We start from the raw sequence: 15,963 nt of genomic DNA on the forward strand, positions 1-15,963 counted from the left end.
CGTCACCGGGTTCGCCCGGTGGCGGCCTTTTTGCGTGTTAGCTCCTTTGGGTGACGAGGAAACCACGGGGCGTTGACGGCCGTCTTACGGTGGACAGGACCACAGGGAGGGTGGCGTGGACGGGTATGCGGTGAAGGTCGAGGAGCTGGGCAAGCTCATCAACGACCTCGACACGGCGGCGGGTCGAATGGCCGACGCGAACAAGAAGCTCGGCGGCGGTGGGGCGTTCGGGTCGCTGGGGACGGCCGACCTGGGCAAAGCGGGTGTCGAGTTCGAGGAGGCCTGGCGGTTCGGTATCGGGCGCCTGGGTGAAGCGGCGGGGGACATCACTGAGCGGCTGAAGGCGGCCAAGGAGAAGTACGAGCGGATCGAGGCGGAGTTCGGCGGTCAGCTGACGAAGTTCGGGTCCGCGGTGCTGGGTGACGAGCCTGGGAACCAACCCCGGGTCGGGCAGCCGTCCGGCGACGGCGGCATGGTGGGCGGCGGCGTCACCGGAGGGGTGCCGGGAATCAACGAGCTGGCCGACCGGCAGGGCCCCGGCGGCGGCATGGTGGGCGGCGGCGCGACGGGCGGCATCACCGGCATCCTGGACGGACTCGACGGATGAGCACGCAAGCCTTCCCGGCCCTGGGCTTCGACCCGGCGCCGGGCGACCTCGACGGCGTCACGGACCTGGCGGCCAAGTACGGCGCGGTGAGCAAGGACCTGACCGAGGCCGACGACGCGGTCCGGCAGATCGTCCGGAAGCAGGGCATCTGGCAGGGCGAGGCGAGCGAGGCGTTCGCCCGGCGCGTCGGCCCGCTCCCGCAGTACCTCGAGGGCGCGGCCCGGTCGATGGGCGAGGCCGCGGACGCGCTCGAAAGGTGGTCCCAGGACCTCGGCAACCTGCAGAAACGCGCGGCCGACCTGGAGGCCCGAGCAGAGGCGGCGGCCAAGGCAGCGGAGGCGGCGCGGGCGAACCCGGACCTGGCGCTGGCGAACCGGACGTTCCCGGACCAGCAGTCCCTGCAGATCGCCCAGAAGCTCCTGGACAACGCGGGCCGGCAGCTCCAGTCGGCGATCGACGGGTGCCAGAACATCCAGGACGCGGCGAAGCAGCTGCAGCAGGAGCACGCGGACGCGGCCGGCCGGGTGGCGGAGGCGTTGCGGAAGGCAAAGGAACTGGCGCCGGACGAGCCGGGGTTGCTCGACAAGCTGGGTGACGCCATGGGGGGTGTCCTGGGTGACCTGACGGACACCCTCGTTGATGGGGCGGACCAGGCGTGGGACTTCGTCCAGGACCACGCGGAGCTGATTTCGAAGGTGTCCGACGTCATGGGCGACATCGGCAACGGCATCGGCGTCTTGAGTGACGTCCTGCCACCACCGGCCGACAAGGTCGCCGGCGGCGTCGCCGCGGCGTTGGGGCTCGGAGCGCTCAGCGGGCACGCGGTGGCCAAGGCGGCCGGAGCCGACGTGGCGCCCGAGACGTTGTTCTTCGACGCGGTAGGCGCCGCCACCTCGGTGGCCGGTCTCGCCGACGTGCTGCCGGACACCGCGATCAAGGTGACGGCGTACGGCCTGGTCGCCGATCAAATCGTCGGAGAGAGTGTCGGAGACAAGGACTTCGAGAGTCCTTGGGATGACTTCCAGAACTACTGGGTGCCCAAGGACGGGGGTCAGCTGGCCGTGGTCGCCGGCACGCTCGTCGCCGGGCCCGCGCCCTGGGCGGTGATGGCGGTGGGCAATGCGGCCGATGCCGGAGTCCAGGCCGACAACGCGCCGGACCGACGACGTGAGCGGGCGGAAGACGAGGTGTGGAACTGATGCCTCTGCAGATCGATCTGCCACCCGGCTTCGCCGGGATGCCGGTGGGCGCCGACGACAAGATGAACCGAGGCCACGCCTGGACCGTCGCCGGGAACCTCGCGGCCGGTGCCGGCACGTCCATCGAGGAGTTCGGCAGCTACCTGATGGCGCTGGTCCCGGCCATGCAGGCCAACGGCATTCACGTGTTCGGCAAGTTCGCGGTCGGCACCCGGAAGGGTGACGTCGCGACCCTGACACTCGGTGTCGCGCAGTGGCCGGAGACCGCACCGGGCAACCGCGACGCCTTGGTGGCGGCGATGGCCGACCAGTATCGAGGCCGCCACAAGCGAGCGGTGGTGCAGCCGGTGCGGTTGCCGATCGGCCCGGCGATCGTCGCGATCAGCGGCGGCGAGTACCACCTGCCCGAGCACGACGTGCGCACCCAGATCAAGGCCGAGTACCAGATCCCGCTCCCGGACGGCCGGTCCGTGGTCATCCTTTCGGTGGTCGCCGAGTCGGAGGATGCCTGGCCCGCGGTTGCCGAGGCGACGGCGAAGGTCGCGTGGAGCCTCCGCAGCGAGGAGGCGTCGTGACCGCCCTGGTGGTGGCCACGGGCGGCCGATCGGTCGCAGACGTGATGGGCCTCGCCCTCGGCGGACTCGTGGTCGTCGCCGGCCTGACGTTGACCACCGTCCGGGCGCTTCGGTCGAGGAAGCCGCGTGATCAGCAGATGGCGAACTTGGCCGCCGAGCTGGACGGCCGGAACAAGGTGTATCTCCGGATGATCGAAAACGGCCTGTCCGTCGAAGAGCTGCTCTGGGTTGCGCGCGGTCGTGGGTACAGCTTGATCGTCCATCGGCATTCGAAGTACTACGAGTTCGTTTACACGCCGAACCAGCCGGGGCAGGTCGCATGATGGTGCTGGCCGCCCATTCGAGTGACGCAGGATCGGTGCTGCTCCTGCTGTTGACCGTTGTGCTCGGCGGCCTGCTGGCTGCCAGCCTGACGGTGACGATCATCCGGGCCAACCGAGGCTCCCAGCCGCGTGAACAGCAGATGGCACGCCTCGCCTCTCGGCTGGACGGCCGGAACAAGGTCACCATCCGCATGGTCGAGTTGGGCATCAGCAAGGCCGATCTCCACTGGGTCGCGCAGAGCCGGGGCTACGCCTTGATCGAGCACCAGTTCGGCAAGTACTACGAATTCGTGTACGCGCCGCGCCAGGCGGGGAGGCCGGGGCCGTGGGCGATTTGAATGTGCTTCACGAGGTCGAGGGCATAAACCTCGCAGGCGACGCGGAGTACTTCGAGACACTCGCCGTTTTGGCCGCGCGTCTCGCCCAGCAGTTGGACGGCCGCCCGCTGGTGTACGTGCCCTACGCCGAATGCGGCCTGCCCGCGCCCGATGTGCTGAGCACCGCCCAGGCCCGGGGTTATGCCATGGCCCCGAACGGGGCGGCTTCACGCTACGAATTCCTGCGACACCAGGGGAGGCCATGAACAACCCGCAGCTGATCGAGGAACTGCGCTGGCAGCTCAGCCAGATCGAGAACCGCAAAGCCGACAACCAGCGCCTCCTCGCGGGCATCGCCGGGAGTGCGCACACCACCGTCGTCTCGCCGGATCGGTCCGTCACCGTGCTGGCCGGGCCCGGTGGTGTTGTCAGCGAAGTTCGGCTCGCGCCCGAAGCCATGCGGCAGGACGCCGTCACGCTCAGCCGGACCATCACCGCCGCCGTGCGGGAGGCCGTGGCCGCCGGTGAGCGAGCGCCCGCCCAGCAACCACAACCGCAGCCGCAACCGGCCAGACAAACGCAACGCAGGCAAACCCCGGCCGACGAAGAAGAGCCCTACGACACCGTCTTCGACGTCTAGTCCGGCGGCTGCTCTCCCCGCTTCCCCGCCGCCCGCTTGGCCCGCCAGCCCAGCGCCAGCACCGCCTGCACCAGCTCCTGGTAACTGGGCTTGACCTCCTCCAGATACCGCTCCAGATACGCCGCCCGCGCTGTCGAGACCGGGCGGGGCTCGTCGCCCGGGTGGAGCCACATCAAGCCCTGGATGTTGTGCAGCGCCATCTTCCACCAGCGCGTTGCGCGCTCGGCCGCTCTGGCTTCGCGGTCCGTTGCCGCCTCGATGGCGGTCTGGGCCTCCTCCAGTTCGCCCTCCAGTTCCTCGGCCCGCCGGAGCTCCCACTCACGCAGGTTCTCCGCCGAGCCCCGGGACAGGGCGATGATCTCCTTGTACCGCATGGCCGCGGTGGCGCCGTCGTCGGTCATGACGCGTTCTCCGGACGCTGGAACGGGATGATCACTTCAGGGGCGCCGTGCGTCGTCCGGTCGAAGAACAACGCGCGGCCGGGCCGCGGTGACCAGTGCACGACCTGGCCCGCCGCGAACGGGGCCAGCTCGTTGCCCTGGACGTCGAGCGCCGCCCACGTGCCGATGTCGTCGGTGCCGGCAAAACCCAGCGTGTCCTTCAACCTCGCGATGCTGCGCCACCAGCCGATCGTGTGGATGCCGTGGCCCGGCCCTTGCTTCAGCACGGTCCGCAGGTGGTCGAGCCCGCTCTTCAGCTGCCCGACGGCCTTGGCCTCCAACACCGGCAGCGCCGCGTCGACGCCGTACAGCAGCAGGATCTTCGCCCCGCCCGACATCGAGCCGGCCAGCGACTCCAGCACCCCGGTCAGGTCCTCCACCAGGGATGCCGCGTGGCCGTCGGCGCGCAGCCGGTCGGCCAGCTCCAACGCCGCCGGTGCGCACGCCTCGATCGCGCAGCCCAGGACGAACTCGACCTCGCCCGGCTCGTACTGGCGGGACAGCGACCGCGCCGCCGAGTCCAAAATGGACAGCGCTTCCGCGGTGGCCGACCCCAGCACCGCGATGTTGCGGCCCGGCGCCCACGAGAGGTCGACGCCGCACGCCGCCTCGGTGACGTCGATCGACTGGCCCAGCAGCGCCCGCGGCCGCGAGCTCGGCTTGAGGTCGAGGTACGCCGGGAACTGTTCCAGGATCGGCGAATGCGCGCCGTCGAACAGGCGCGGCCGCGCGAACCGGCCCGCGTACTCCTCCCACAGCCGGTGCTGCAGCCGGACGAACACGTTCTTGCTGCTCGCGTCCGGGATGTGGGCGAGCTGGTTGCCGTGCGCGATGCCGGAGTCGTGGTTGATCACGCCGTGCCACTTCGGCGCCGCCACCGCGGCGTTGTTCGTCTCGGCCAGCACGCGCCGCGCCTTCGGCATCGCGATGCGCAGCGTGCACTGCTCGAACACCGCCGGCTTGCCCCAGAACGCCTCGATGCCGGCGACGTCCTGGCTGGCCAGCACCATGTGGATGCCCTGCGACCGCCCGCGCCGCGCGATGTCTTCGAGCAGCTGTGTCGCCGTCGCGGTCACCTGGTCGCGGCCGGCGAACAGGTACTGGAACTCGTCGATCACCGCGACGATCCGCGGCCAGTGCCCGCCCGGATCGGCTTCGCGGAGGTCGGCGAGGTTCGTGACTTCGTGCTCCTTCGCCGCCGCCGAACGCCGTCGCAGCTCGTCGGCCAGGAAGCGCAGCAGCGCCAGGCCGAACTCGCGGTCGGTGTTGACGTTGACGCCGACCAGCCGCGCGTGCGGCAGCCAGCTCGCGTCCTTCCGGCCCGGCGCCAGACCGGCGAACGAGACGCCTTCCTTGAAGTCCAGCAGGTAGAGCGCCAGCTCGTTCGGGTCGTAGCGCGCCGCGAGACTGCCGAGCAGCGCGTACAGGAAGTTCGTCTTGCCCGAACCGGACGGTCCGCCGATCAAGGCGTGCGGGCTCGCGTCGCCGATCACGACCTCGACGGGCTCGCCCTCGAAGAACCCGACCGGGGCACGGAGTTCGCGCGCCGAGCTTTCGCGGCCCAGCTCGGTCGGCAGCAGGTCGTCGAACGAGCGCGGCCCGCCCTGCTTCGCGATCAACGCCTTCGCGATCTTGTCGACGGCGCGGATCACCTGCCCGGACGGCATCGGCGGATCGAGGTCGACCACCAGGTCGGTGCCGGTCATGCTGCTGATCGCGTGCCGGTCGTCGACCAGGCTCAGCGTCTCGACCGGCGCGCTCACCGCCGTCGGGACGTCGACCATGACCAGGCAGATCCCGGCGGCCAGCGCGCCGCTCGCGACGCGCTTGAGGTCGCGGGCGCGTTCGGGTTCGAGGGTTTCGCCGTTGCCGTACAACACGACGACGCGGTACGGCTCGCCCCGCTGCTGGGTCGACTTGCGGATTTCGCGCAGCGACGTGAACCCGGCGGCCATGCCGGTCGCGTGGATGCGGCGGATGTGCCCGGCCAGCTCGTCGAGGAGGTCCTCGAGCCGGCCGGGGTCGTACAGCGAGAGCGCGCTGGTGGTGCTCAACGGGTACAGGTCCGGCAGGATCGCGGTCAGCTGCCCGACGTCCCACAGGTGCACTCGCACGGCACCGGGTTCGAACGTCGAGAGCACGCGGATCAGCAGGTTCTGAACGATGCCGTCGATCGTGGGCCGCGTCTTGGGCGCCGACGTGATCACCAGGTGCGACTCGTCGAGCAGCGGCACCGCGACGTCGAACGTGCGGGTGGCGTCCCCACCCGCGGCGGTCGCGGACCCGACGCGCCACAGGCCGGGCGAGGTCAGGCCGGGGTTGTGCCCGACCCGGCCGAGCCAGTCACCCGGCGGCAGGCCCGCCGGGCCCGTCGCGTTCTGGGCGACCAGCTCGCGCAGGGTCACCGGACCCTGGCTCCAGTCGGTGTAGAACGCGCTGCGGACACTGCCGAGCGCGCCGAACACCTCGTGCGCGGCCGGGTGGCGGGCCCACTCGTTCTGCTGTTCGGTGCTGGCGTGGTTCATGCCGACGCGGACGATGTCCCGCTCCAGCTGGAGTTTGGCGAGATCGGCCTCGGCGGCCTGTCGGGCGCCGGCCGCCGCGCCCAGCACCAGCCCGATCTGATGGCGGACGCGGTCGAGTGCGGTTTCGACGCGGTTGCGTTGCTCGGCTGACTTGCTGGCCATCGGCGTCCCCAAGAAAAGTCGTCCCCCGGAAAAAGGATTACAGGCGCGACCGGTATCCGCTCACCAGGTCCTCGGCGGTGCTCAGGCGGCCGAGGAGCTGGTCCAGCCCCTCTCCGGCCTGCGCGTACTGCGTCGGTAGCCAGGGATCGGCCTTGGCCTGGGCGTCCACGAGAGCTTGCCGGGCCTCTCCGAGCAGGCTTGTGGCCCGCTCGGAGTGGGCCCGCGCGTTCGCGAGCCCGTCCACGACGGCGGTGAGCAGCTGGTGGAGTTCGGCTAGCGTCATCCGGTCAGAGCCTGGCCGAATACGAGTCGGCGGAGGAGATGCTGGCCTGGATGGTGCTCTGCATACCGCTTATGTCGTGCAGGGCCTGGGCGAGCAGGCCGTGGGCCTGGCTCACTTCGTGCTGGCTGCTGCCCTGCGTCGCCTGGGCGAGCGACTGCTGGGCTTCTTCGAGAGACTGCGCTGCTTGCTGAAGGGCGGCGATGCCTGCGGACGCCTTTTCGTTGGCGAGCGCGATGCCAGCGCGGATCTCTTCGACTCCGGCCATCGGGCCTCTACTCCTCGGATATCTGGTGTCTTACGGGGGACGGATTCCATTGAAACAGATCCAACGACACAGCGTGATCATCTGATGATGCCGAGTGATCGCGGGCCCGGAATCAGCAAGGCCCCGGACGTGGGACGTCCGGGGCCGGGCCGATCACGGTCTGTGCGGGGGTCGTCCCGACACCAGTACCGCACACTGAAGTCGCTGGCCAGCGCTACCCCAGGTCAGAGCGGTTTTCGTGCCACTGCTGGCCTCTCTTGACGGGGCGGGCTTGGTTGCGGGTGAGAGTAACGCGACCGGAGCAACGGGCTTCGCTCGGGCCTGCTCGTAACTCCCCGTCAACGTGCGGAAAACGCCACAATCGAAGCGATTTCACATTTCGGGCCGCCGAAACTCCCAGACGAGCATCGCCGGCACGCCCTTGGCGGCTGCCCGAGCCGCGTCGGGCACCAGCGCGGCGAGGCTCCACGGCCAGAGCTCCCACGGCCCGGGCTCGGTGGTGGCGGGCGCGGGATCCCGGGGCGGCAGGCCCGGTTCCTCGCAGCGAACGACGGTCAGCCCCGCTGCCAGCGCGGCTCGCAGGTAGTCGCCGACGAGGTGCCGGTGCGAGGCGATCCGCCCGGGCCGGCCGCCGGGTCCGCGCAGCGCCGGGATGGAGCCCCGGGCGACGGATTCGGGGTGGACGTCACAGATGACGACGGTCCCACCGGGCCGCAGCACCCGCGCGAACTCGACGAGCACTGGTCCCAGGTCGGCGACATGCGTCAGGGCGAGCCCGCAGACGACCAGATCCACGGCGGCATCGTCGACGGGTAGTTCGGTCAGCTCACCGAGCCGGAAGTCGCCACCCGCCGCCTTCGCGAGCATCGCGGGCGAACTGTCGACACCGATGACGCGATGACCCCGCCCGGCGAGGATCCGCGCGTACCGCCCGGTGCCACAGGCGGCGTCGAGGGCGTCGCCGGGTGGGAGGTCGTCGAGGATCTTTGCGAGCAGCGGCTCGTCGAGCGCGAAGGCGGCGTTGCCGGGGTTGTCGTAGGAGGGGGCCCAGATCTCGTAGCCGGGCACGGAGTCGAGCCGCTCACTGGTGACTGCTTCGGTCAGTGACGCGTCGTCGAGCAGCCGGCGGACCTCGGTGAGCCGGGCCTCGACGAACTCGCGGTCGAACTCACCGGTGAACCCGCGCAGCAGGGCCAGGCCTTCGATGCCGAGGAGGTAGGCGAGGGGGTGTTCGTAGGTCACGCCTGGGACGGTAGGGGCGGGGAATCGGGGCGGGCCACCGAATTCCGGCGCCGAAACGACAAAACGCCGGGCGCGCGGGCCCGGCGTTTTGCCTGATCAAACGGCGGAGGATACAGGATTCGAACCTGCGAGGGCGTGAACCCAACACGCTTTCCAAGCGTGCGCCTTAGGCCGCTCGGCCAATCCTCCGCAGGAGACGATACCGGATGGTCATCCCATGGCTTGAAGGTGGGTCAGCGCGTGACGTCGGCGACCACGCACGTGATGTTGTCCGGGCCGCCGGCCTCGTTGGCCAGGCGGATCAGCTCCGGGATCGTGTCCGCCGGCTCCGGGATCGATGCCAGGACGTCGCGCAGGGTGGCCTCGCTGACCGGGCCGCTCAAGCCGTCCGAACACAGCAGTACCCGGTCGCCCTCGGTCGGCTTGAACGTCCAGATGTCGGGGTCACCGGATCCCGCCGTCTGCAACGCTTTCATCAGCAGCGACCGCCTTGGGTGGGACTCCGCGTCTTCCGCCGCGACGCGGCCGTCCTCCACCAGTGCCTGGACGAGCGTGTGGTCGCGGGTCAGGCGGCGCAGGCCACCCTCGTGCAGCACGTAACCCCGGGAATCGCCGATGTGGGCCGCCGCGAACTCGATGCCGTCGAACAGCAGCGCCGTCAGGGTTGTCCCCATGCCTTCGGTTGTCGGCTCCTGGGACGCCACCTCCGTCAGCCGCTGGTCGATCGACTTGACCACGCCGGCCATCGTCGCGGCCAGGTCGACACTCGTGAGATCGATCCGGCGCAGGTCGACCTCCAGCTCACGCAGCACGTCCACCGCGGTCGCGCTGGCCACCTCGCCGTGCGGCTGACCGCCGATGCCGTCGGCCACCGCGAGCAGGCGGGAACTCGCGTACAGCGAGTCCTCGTTGACCCGGCGACGCTTGCCGACGTCCGACCCCGCGGCGTACCGCAGGACGTACCGATCGTGTGTCATGCCCCCATGAAAGCATTGGTTGACTGAGTTCACAACCATGACGACTGAATGGAGCATCCTCCGATAGAGTCCTCGCCATGGACGACGACGCCACGGTCAGCGCGGCCGACATCGCGCGGCTCGCCGGGGTCGGCCGGGCCGCGGTGAGCAACTGGCGACGTCGTTACCCGGACTTCCCGCAGCCCGTCGGCGGCACGGCGTCGAGCCCGCTGTTCGGCCTGTCCGACGTCGCCGGCTGGTTCCGTGCCCGCGGCAAGAAGTTCGAGCTGACCGCGGGCGAACGCGCCTGGCAGCGTCTGCGCGCCCTCGGTGACGACCTCGACCTCGCCGCGCGCGTGAGCCGCGCCGGGGTCTTCTTCGCTTTCCAGGCCGGCATTTTCGACACGTTCGACAGCAAGCTCGACGACCCCGAGCTGCTCACCCTGCTCAGCGAAATGACGCATCAGACCGGGCCGGTCGAAGCGTTCGAACTGTTGTGCCACCGGTACTTCGAGGCCCACTCACGGCGGCTGTCGACCACGCCGGAGCCGGTCGCCGAGCTGATGGCCCGGCTCGCCGGGCCGGTGTCGGCGATCCTCGACCCCGCGTGCGGCTTCGGCGCGCTCGCGCTGGCGAGCGGCGCGAAAACCGTGCTGGGCCAGGACAGTGACCCGATGACGGCGTCGATCGCAGCGCTGCGGTTGAGGCTGCGCGGCCTCGAGGCCGAGGTCTACGCGGTCGACGCGCTGCGTGAAGACGCTTTCACCGACCGCGTCGCCGAAGCCGTGTTGTGCGATCCGCCGTTCAACGAACGGGCTTGGGGACATGACGAGCTCGTCGGCGACGAGCGCTGGGAGTACGGCCTGCCGCCGCGGGGCGAACCCGAGCTCGCCTGGGTGCAGCACTGCTTGGCCCACGTCGAACCCGGCGGCACCGTGGTGATCCTGATGCCCGGCGCGGCGGCCGGGCGGCGCAGCGGCAAGCGCATCCGCGGCAACCTGCTGCGCGCGGGCGCGGTCCGCGCGGTCGTCACGCTGACCGCGGCGGGCCCGGACCTCTGGCTGCTGCGGCGGCCGGTGCCCGGCGAACGGCCGCCGTCGACCGTGCTGCTCGGTGAAGCGGGCGACGATCTGTCCACAGTGGATACCAGCTGGCAGGAGTTCCTGGCCCGTCCCGAATCCGGCGTCCGGATCATCGACCTGCTCGACGACGACGTCGACCTCACGCCGGCCCGGCGTCGCGCCCGCGACGAGGACCTCGGCCAGGCTTTCCAGGCCGTGCACCACCATTTCGCCGAGCTGGCGCCCCAGCTGCCGGTGCTCGAGACGGCGGACACCGAACCCGCGTTCACGACGATCGGCGAGCTGGTCAAGGCGGGGATCGTCGAGGTGAAACACGCGGCTCGCGCGGACGCCGAGGCCCCGGTGGCCGAGGAAGGTGACGTCGTCGCGTCGGTGACCGGGGTCGCGTACGTCCACAGTGGACAACCGGAGCCGGTCGGCGCCGGGCTCACCGTGTACCGCGTCGACCCGGACCGGCTGGACGCGGGTTTCCTGGCCGGCTGCCTGCGCGCGGCCGACCTGCCCGCCGCGTCCGCGTCGACCCGGATCGACGGCAGGCGGGTGCGGATTCCGCGGTGCCCGATCGCCGTCCAGCGTGAATACGGACTGGTCTTCCGGCGGCTCGCGGAATTCGACGCCGTCCTGCGCGAGACGGCGGAAACGGGCCGTGAGCTGGTCCGGCTAGGCTTCGCTGGACTTGTCGAAGGACGGCTCAAGCCGGGCCATTAGGGGAACGGATGCTGATCGCCGACCGCTACGAGCTCGACGAGCTGCCGCTCGGCCGCGGCGGGATGGGCGCGGTGCACGGCGGGCACGACCGCCGGCTGGGCCGGCGCGTGGCGATCAAGCTGCTCAGGCTGCCGGGCCGTGACGAGGAGCTCGAAGCCCGCTTCGCCCGCGAGGCGCGGATCCTGGCGACGCTCGACCACCCCGGCGTCCCGACGCTGTACGACTACGGCACACACGACGACCGGTTGTTCCAGGTCATGCAGTTCGTCGACGGCGTGACGGTGGCGGATCTGCTCGCCGAGCACGGGCCGCTGCCGGTGCCGTGGGCCGCGGCGATCGCGGCGCAGGCGTGCGCGGTGCTGACTGCCGCCCACGCGCTCGCCGTCTGTCACCGCGACCTCAAGCCGTCCAACCTGATGCTCGGGCCCGACGGCGGGGTGAAGGTGATGGACTTCGGGCTCGCGGTGCTGCGCGAAGCCGACGCCGCGCAGTTCACGCGGGCCGGGCAGCTGCTGGGGACGCCGTCGTACATGGCGCCCGAGCAGATCCAGCGCGGCGGCGCCGAACCGCGCAGCGACCTGTATGCACTGGGGTGCGTGCTGCACGAGATGCTCACCGGCCGGCGGCTCTTCGACGGGCCCACGGCGTACGCCGTGTTCGAGCGGCAGGTCAAGGAGCTGCCGGCGCCGGTGCCCGGGATTCCGAAGCAGCTCAACGCGCTGCTCGCGGAGATGCTCGAGAAGGACCCGGAAGCGCGGCCGCCCGGCGCGGCGGCGCTGTACGAGCGGCTCGGCGCCTTTGTCGGCGCGCTGCCGCCGCTGCCGGGGTTCCTGGTGCCGCCGTCGGTGCCGAGCCCGGGCCGGATGTACGCGCGGATGCTGGGGCGCGTCACCGGCTGAGCCCCGGCATCTACCCAATCGTGACCTTCGCCGACGAACCTTCACCGGGTGACCACCGTCTTTACGGGTGTCCAAAGGCGATGATCGAGTAGCTGGGGGTACCGGATCGTGAAAAGGCTTCTGGCGGGAGCGGCCGCGCTGGCCACCGCGTTCGTGCTGGCCGCTTGCTCCGGCGGTGGCGCCGCGGGCGGGCCGAACGCCGGTGGCGGGGCCGTCGCGGCCGCGGGGACCGGTGGGGGGACGCCGACCACCTCGAGCACCACCGCCGCTCCGACGACGACGTCGAGCGCGACACCGACACCGACCCCCACCCCGACCACGTCGAAGGCCGCGCCGACCACCACGGCGAAGCCGAAGCCCAAGCCGAAGCCGCAGCCCGCGGCGAACGAGTCCGGGGTTCCGTGCGCCGCCGCGGCGGCCGCTTCCGGCACCGCGGCCTGCGTCGACCTCTCCGCGCACAAGGCGTGGATCCTGCAGGGCGGCAAGGTCGTCTACGGGCCGGTGCCGATGCTGCCGGGCCGCAAGGGCTACGCGACGCCGACCGGCACGTTCCACGTGCTCTCCAAGGAGAAGATGCACCTCTCCAAGGAGTTCGACAACGCGAAGATGCCGAACTCGGTCTTCTTCTACCCGGGTGACGCCTTCCACACCGGCAGCCTCTCGGTCTACTCCCACGGCTGCATCCACCTGTCGGCGAGCGCGTCCCTGAAGTTCTTCAACACTTTGCACGTCGGCGACGTCGTGCAGGTTGTGCCGTAACAACCACACACGGTAGGTCACAGTCAGATAACTTCACACTGTCGAGTGCAACTGACCCCCCTGTTCGGGCGATAAGTGATCGCTTGGGAAGGGGGGCCAAATGGCCTTGGCAAAACTTCGGGCACTCCGTCACGCCCTCGTGGCGGCTGTGCTCGCAGGGGCGTTGCTGCCCGTCGTGTCCACTGGGGTGGCGACGGCGGCAACAACACTCCCGCAGGGATTCGTCCTGCGGGACACCAGCACCGGGCTGGGACAGCTTCAGCTCACGGACTTCGCGTACCTGCCGGACCAGTCCGTTCTCGCAACGGCGAAGGACGGCCGTGTGCAGTGGGTCCCGGCCACCGGGACGCCCCGGACGATCGCGGCTCTGCCGTCGACCCGGGTCGCGGGTGACCTCGGTCTCGTGGGCCTGGCGATCGCGCCGGACTACGCGACTTCGCACTCCATCTACCTGACGCGGTCGATCAACGGCAGCAGCGGCTTCGTGATGCGGCTGTCGCGGTTCACGGTGACCGTGGACGCGGCGGGCGCGCCGACCGGGCTGACCGGCGAGCAGTCGCTGTTCGAGGTGCCCGGGTTCCACGACGTCCACGGCATCAACGGGATCGTCGCCGCCGCGGACGGCACGATCTGGACGTCCGTCGGCGACAACGGGGACTTCACGCAGGTCGACCCGGGTTCGCTGCGGGCGCAGGACGTCAACCAGCCCTACGGCAAGATCTTCCACTTGGCCGCCGACGGCAAGGGGGTGCCGGGGAACCCTTACTACGACACGGCGAACCCCTCGTCCACCGCGAGCAAGGTGTTCGCGCGCGGGTTCCGCAACCCGTTCCGGTTCAGCATCGACCAGAACCTCGGCCTGCCGGTCGCCGGTGACGTCGGCTGGAACACCTGGGAAGAGGTCGACGTCGTCCAGCGCGGCGCCAACCAGGGCTGGCCGTGCTGGGAAGGCAACCACGCGACGCCGGGTTACAGCGGGCTCGCGGGCTGTGCCGGCGTGCCGAACCAGCCGCCGCTCGTGGAGTTCCTCCACGGCGAAGGCCCGATGCAGGCCAACAGCGTCACCGGCGGCATCGTCTACAACGGATCGAGCTACCCGGCCGCCTACCGCGGGTCCTACTTCTTCGGCGACTACGTGCGCAACAAGATCTGGACCCTGCGGTACGACGACCAGGGCCAGCTCACGCAGGCCCCGGAGAACCCGCCGGCCTTCACCGGCATCGGCGGCCCGACCAAGTTCGCGGCGGCGCCGAACGGCGACATCGTCTACGCCGACATCCTGACCGGGAACCTGCGGCGGCTGACCTACTCGGCGGGCAACACCGCGCCGGTGGCGAAGGCGACGACGACCACCGATCCGGACGCCCGCACGGTGTCGTTCGACGGCTCCGGCTCGGTCGACTACGACAACGACCCGCTGAAGTACGACTGGGTCTTCGGTGACGGCGCCACCGCCGTCGACGCCGGCCCGAAGGTGAACCACACCTACGCGGCGGGCACCGAGTCGTTCACCGCGAAGCTCACGGTGCGCGACCCGCTGGGCGCCACCGGCACGACCGACATCCAGGTCGCGCCCGGCAACCACACGCCGGAGCTCACGCTGACCACGCCCGGGGACACCGCGACCTTCGCGGTCAGCCAGCAGGTCTCGCTGAGCGCCACCGCGACGGACGCCGAGGACGGCACGCTGCCGGTCACCTGGACCACCGCGGTCCGGCACTGCCCGAGCGAGGCGACGTGTCACTCGCACCCGGGTGTCGGCGGCACCGGGTCGAGCTTCGCGCAGCCGTTCACCGATCACCCGGACTCCCGCATGGAGTTCACCGCGACGGTGACCGACAGCGCGGGCGTGGTCACGACCAAGACGTACACGGCGATGCCGCGCCAGCACCGGCTCACCCTGCTCAGCACGCAGCCCGCGGCGCTGAGCATCCCGGTCGAGGGCGGGGTCAGCTCGGCGCTGGTCACCGAGGGCGCCAAGTTCGACGTCGAAGCCGCGCCGCTGGGCATCGACGGTGTCTCGAAGTTCACCGGCTGGCAGGGCGGTCCCACGGACACCACGTGGATCGTCACCGTCGGCACGGGTGACATGACGCTGACGGCGAACTACGCCACGCCGATCGACCAGCGCTACGACGGCGACGCCGCATTGCGGGCGAAGCTCGGGGCGCCGACGGCGGCCGAGGTCACCGACGGTCCGGTCCACTACCGCGCCTACGCGAACGGCCGGCTGTACTGGAGCGCCCTGGGTGGCGTGAAGTACGTGACCGGTCCGGTGCTGGACAAGTACGTCGCCCTCGGCGGCAGCAACGCGCTCGGTGTCCCGACCTCGGACACCGCGTCCACTCCGGACGGTGTCGCGCAGTACAGCCACTTCAACAACAACGGCAACATCGGGTCGATCTACTACACCGCGGCGACGGGTGCGCACTCGATCTACGGTGAGATCCGGAAGAAGTGGGCGGCGCTGGACTACGAGCGCGGGCTCGGTTACCCGACGACCGACGAGTCCGGCACGCCGGACGGGGTCGGCCGGTACAACCACTTCGTCAAGGGCGGCAACGTCGGGTCGATCTACTTCACGGCCGCGACGGGCGCGCACGCGATCTTCGGTGAGATCCGGAAGAAGTGGGCGGAGTACGGGTACGAGCGCGGGCTCGGCTACCCGACGACCGACGAGGGCACGACCCCCGACGGCGTCGGCCGGTACAACCACTTCAGCCTCGGCCACTCGATCTACTACACGGTGGCCACGGGTGCGCACGCGGTGAAGGGCGAGATCCGCAAGCGCTGGGCGGCGCTCGGGTGGGAGCGGTCCTACCTGCGCTACCCGACGACCGACGAGTACGTGACGGGAGGGGTGTACCGCAGCGACTTCCAGGGCGGTTACATCACCTACACCGTCGCGGGCGGGGCAGTCGACCGTCCCTGGTGACGTCTGAATGAGCAGAAGCGGGCCGTCTCCGGGTTTCCGGAGGCGG

Annotated in this window: 17 protein-coding genes and 1 tRNA gene; 11 read left to right on the forward strand and 7 right to left on the reverse strand. The window is 70.4% G+C overall.

What is annotated here, in order from left to right; all coding sequences use genetic code 11:
* Positions 1–115: 115 nt before the first annotated feature.
* From ACZ61C_RS39605 to ACZ61C_RS39635, 7 genes are read left to right on the forward strand one after another with little or no spacing between them, the layout of a single operon-like run.
* Positions 116–607 carry a hypothetical protein gene (locus ACZ61C_RS39605; protein WP_465313065.1) on the forward strand — a complete coding sequence of 164 codons (492 nt, stop codon included), beginning with the start codon at positions 116–118 and terminating at the stop codon, positions 605–607.
* Positions 604–1,806 carry a putative T7SS-secreted protein gene (locus ACZ61C_RS39610; RefSeq protein WP_465313066.1) on the forward strand — a complete coding sequence of 401 codons (1,203 nt, stop codon included), beginning with the start codon at positions 604–606 and terminating at the stop codon, positions 1,804–1,806. Before ACZ61C_RS39605 ends, ACZ61C_RS39610 begins: the two co-directional genes overlap by 4 nt.
* Entirely contained in the window at positions 1,806–2,381 is a 576-nt protein-coding gene (locus ACZ61C_RS39615) for a hypothetical protein (protein ID WP_465313067.1), read from the forward strand. Before ACZ61C_RS39610 ends, ACZ61C_RS39615 begins: the two co-directional genes overlap by 1 nt.
* Positions 2,378–2,704, forward strand: coding sequence for a hypothetical protein (locus ACZ61C_RS39620; RefSeq protein ID WP_465313068.1), 327 nt, complete (start codon positions 2,378–2,380; stop codon positions 2,702–2,704). Before ACZ61C_RS39615 ends, ACZ61C_RS39620 begins: the two co-directional genes overlap by 4 nt.
* Positions 2,701–3,042, forward strand: a complete 342-nt coding sequence (locus ACZ61C_RS39625) for a hypothetical protein (RefSeq protein WP_465313069.1) — start codon at positions 2,701–2,703, stop codon at positions 3,040–3,042. The genes ACZ61C_RS39620 and ACZ61C_RS39625 overlap by 4 nt, the downstream gene beginning before the upstream one ends.
* Positions 3,030–3,287: a hypothetical protein gene (locus ACZ61C_RS39630; RefSeq protein WP_465313070.1), complete on the forward strand. Its 258-nt coding sequence runs from the start codon at positions 3,030–3,032 to the stop codon at positions 3,285–3,287. The genes ACZ61C_RS39625 and ACZ61C_RS39630 overlap by 13 nt, the downstream gene beginning before the upstream one ends.
* The gene (locus tag ACZ61C_RS39635; protein WP_465313071.1) at positions 3,284–3,661 is read left to right on the forward strand and encodes a YbaB/EbfC family nucleoid-associated protein; all 378 of its coding nucleotides are present in this window, start codon (positions 3,284–3,286) and stop codon (positions 3,659–3,661) included. The genes ACZ61C_RS39630 and ACZ61C_RS39635 overlap by 4 nt, the downstream gene beginning before the upstream one ends.
* Here ACZ61C_RS39635 and ACZ61C_RS39640 read toward each other — a convergent pair.
* From ACZ61C_RS39640 to ACZ61C_RS39670, 7 genes are all read right to left on the reverse strand, one after another.
* Complete coding sequence (locus ACZ61C_RS39640) at positions 3,658–4,062, reverse strand: hypothetical protein (protein ID WP_465313072.1); 405 nt, start codon at positions 4,060–4,062, stop codon at positions 3,658–3,660. The genes ACZ61C_RS39635 and ACZ61C_RS39640 overlap by 4 nt on opposite strands.
* A complete protein-coding gene (locus ACZ61C_RS39645) occupies positions 4,059–6,788 on the reverse strand; it encodes an FtsK/SpoIIIE domain-containing protein (RefSeq protein WP_465313073.1) in 2,730 nt (909 codons plus the stop codon). Before ACZ61C_RS39645 ends, ACZ61C_RS39640 begins: the two co-directional genes overlap by 4 nt.
* 37 nt (positions 6,789–6,825) lie before the next feature.
* On the reverse strand, positions 6,826–7,071 hold the full coding sequence (locus ACZ61C_RS39650) for a hypothetical protein (protein ID WP_465313074.1): 246 nt from the start codon (positions 7,069–7,071) through the stop codon (positions 6,826–6,828).
* Between the two features lie 4 nt (positions 7,072–7,075).
* On the reverse strand, positions 7,076–7,336 hold the full coding sequence (locus ACZ61C_RS39655; RefSeq protein ID WP_285457569.1) for a hypothetical protein: 261 nt from the start codon (positions 7,334–7,336) through the stop codon (positions 7,076–7,078).
* A 372-nt stretch (positions 7,337–7,708) separates the two neighbouring features.
* Positions 7,709–8,578, reverse strand: a complete 870-nt coding sequence (locus ACZ61C_RS39660) for a class I SAM-dependent methyltransferase (protein ID WP_465313075.1) — start codon at positions 8,576–8,578, stop codon at positions 7,709–7,711.
* Positions 8,579–8,682: 104 nt separating this feature from the next.
* A tRNA-Ser gene (locus ACZ61C_RS39665) sits at positions 8,683–8,767 on the reverse strand.
* 44 nt (positions 8,768–8,811) lie between these two features.
* On the reverse strand, positions 8,812–9,555 hold the full coding sequence (locus ACZ61C_RS39670) for a PP2C family protein-serine/threonine phosphatase (RefSeq protein WP_465313076.1): 744 nt from the start codon (positions 9,553–9,555) through the stop codon (positions 8,812–8,814).
* A gap of 77 nt (positions 9,556–9,632) precedes the next feature.
* On the opposite strand from ACZ61C_RS39670, the gene ACZ61C_RS39675 reads away from it, so the two are divergent.
* From ACZ61C_RS39675 to ACZ61C_RS39690, 4 genes are all read left to right on the forward strand, one after another.
* Positions 9,633–11,324, forward strand: coding sequence for an HsdM family class I SAM-dependent methyltransferase (locus ACZ61C_RS39675; RefSeq protein ID WP_465313077.1), 1,692 nt, complete (start codon positions 9,633–9,635; stop codon positions 11,322–11,324).
* Between the two features lie 8 nt (positions 11,325–11,332).
* Positions 11,333–12,223, forward strand: coding sequence for a serine/threonine-protein kinase (locus ACZ61C_RS39680; RefSeq protein ID WP_465313078.1), 891 nt, complete (start codon positions 11,333–11,335; stop codon positions 12,221–12,223).
* 108 nt (positions 12,224–12,331) lie between these two features.
* Positions 12,332–12,982, forward strand: a complete 651-nt coding sequence (locus ACZ61C_RS39685; protein WP_465313079.1) for a L,D-transpeptidase — start codon at positions 12,332–12,334, stop codon at positions 12,980–12,982.
* A gap of 100 nt (positions 12,983–13,082) precedes the next feature.
* Complete coding sequence (locus tag ACZ61C_RS39690) at positions 13,083–15,917, forward strand: PQQ-dependent sugar dehydrogenase (RefSeq protein WP_465313080.1); 2,835 nt, start codon at positions 13,083–13,085, stop codon at positions 15,915–15,917.
* The last annotated feature ends 46 nt before the right edge of the window (positions 15,918–15,963 follow it).

Source organism: Amycolatopsis sp. NPDC104587 (assembly GCF_055583645.1).

Excerpts from the sequence above, each read along its gene's own strand:
- ACZ61C_RS39640 (WP_465313072.1), bottom strand. The coding sequence starts at position 4,062 with ATGACCGACGACGGCGCCACCGCGGCCATGCGGTACAAGGAGATCATC.
- ACZ61C_RS39610 (WP_465313066.1), top strand. The coding sequence starts at position 604 with ATGAGCACGCAAGCCTTCCCGGCCCTGGGCTTCGACCCGGCGCCGGGC.
- ACZ61C_RS39670 (WP_465313076.1), bottom strand. The coding sequence starts at position 9,555 with ATGACACACGATCGGTACGTCCTGCGGTACGCCGCGGGGTCGGACGTC.
- ACZ61C_RS39690 (WP_465313080.1), top strand. The coding sequence starts at position 13,083 with ATGGCCTTGGCAAAACTTCGGGCACTCCGTCACGCCCTCGTGGCGGCT.
- ACZ61C_RS39625 (WP_465313069.1), top strand. The coding sequence starts at position 2,701 with ATGATGGTGCTGGCCGCCCATTCGAGTGACGCAGGATCGGTGCTGCTC.
- ACZ61C_RS39615 (WP_465313067.1), top strand. The coding sequence starts at position 1,806 with ATGCCTCTGCAGATCGATCTGCCACCCGGCTTCGCCGGGATGCCGGTG.
- ACZ61C_RS39675 (WP_465313077.1), top strand. The coding sequence starts at position 9,633 with ATGGACGACGACGCCACGGTCAGCGCGGCCGACATCGCGCGGCTCGCC.
- ACZ61C_RS39680 (WP_465313078.1), top strand. The coding sequence starts at position 11,333 with ATGCTGATCGCCGACCGCTACGAGCTCGACGAGCTGCCGCTCGGCCGC.
- ACZ61C_RS39650 (WP_465313074.1), bottom strand. The coding sequence starts at position 7,071 with ATGACGCTAGCCGAACTCCACCAGCTGCTCACCGCCGTCGTGGACGGG.
- ACZ61C_RS39635 (WP_465313071.1), top strand. The coding sequence starts at position 3,284 with ATGAACAACCCGCAGCTGATCGAGGAACTGCGCTGGCAGCTCAGCCAG.
- ACZ61C_RS39645 (WP_465313073.1), bottom strand. The coding sequence starts at position 6,788 with ATGGCCAGCAAGTCAGCCGAGCAACGCAACCGCGTCGAAACCGCACTC.
- ACZ61C_RS39655 (WP_285457569.1), bottom strand. The coding sequence starts at position 7,336 with ATGGCCGGAGTCGAAGAGATCCGCGCTGGCATCGCGCTCGCCAACGAA.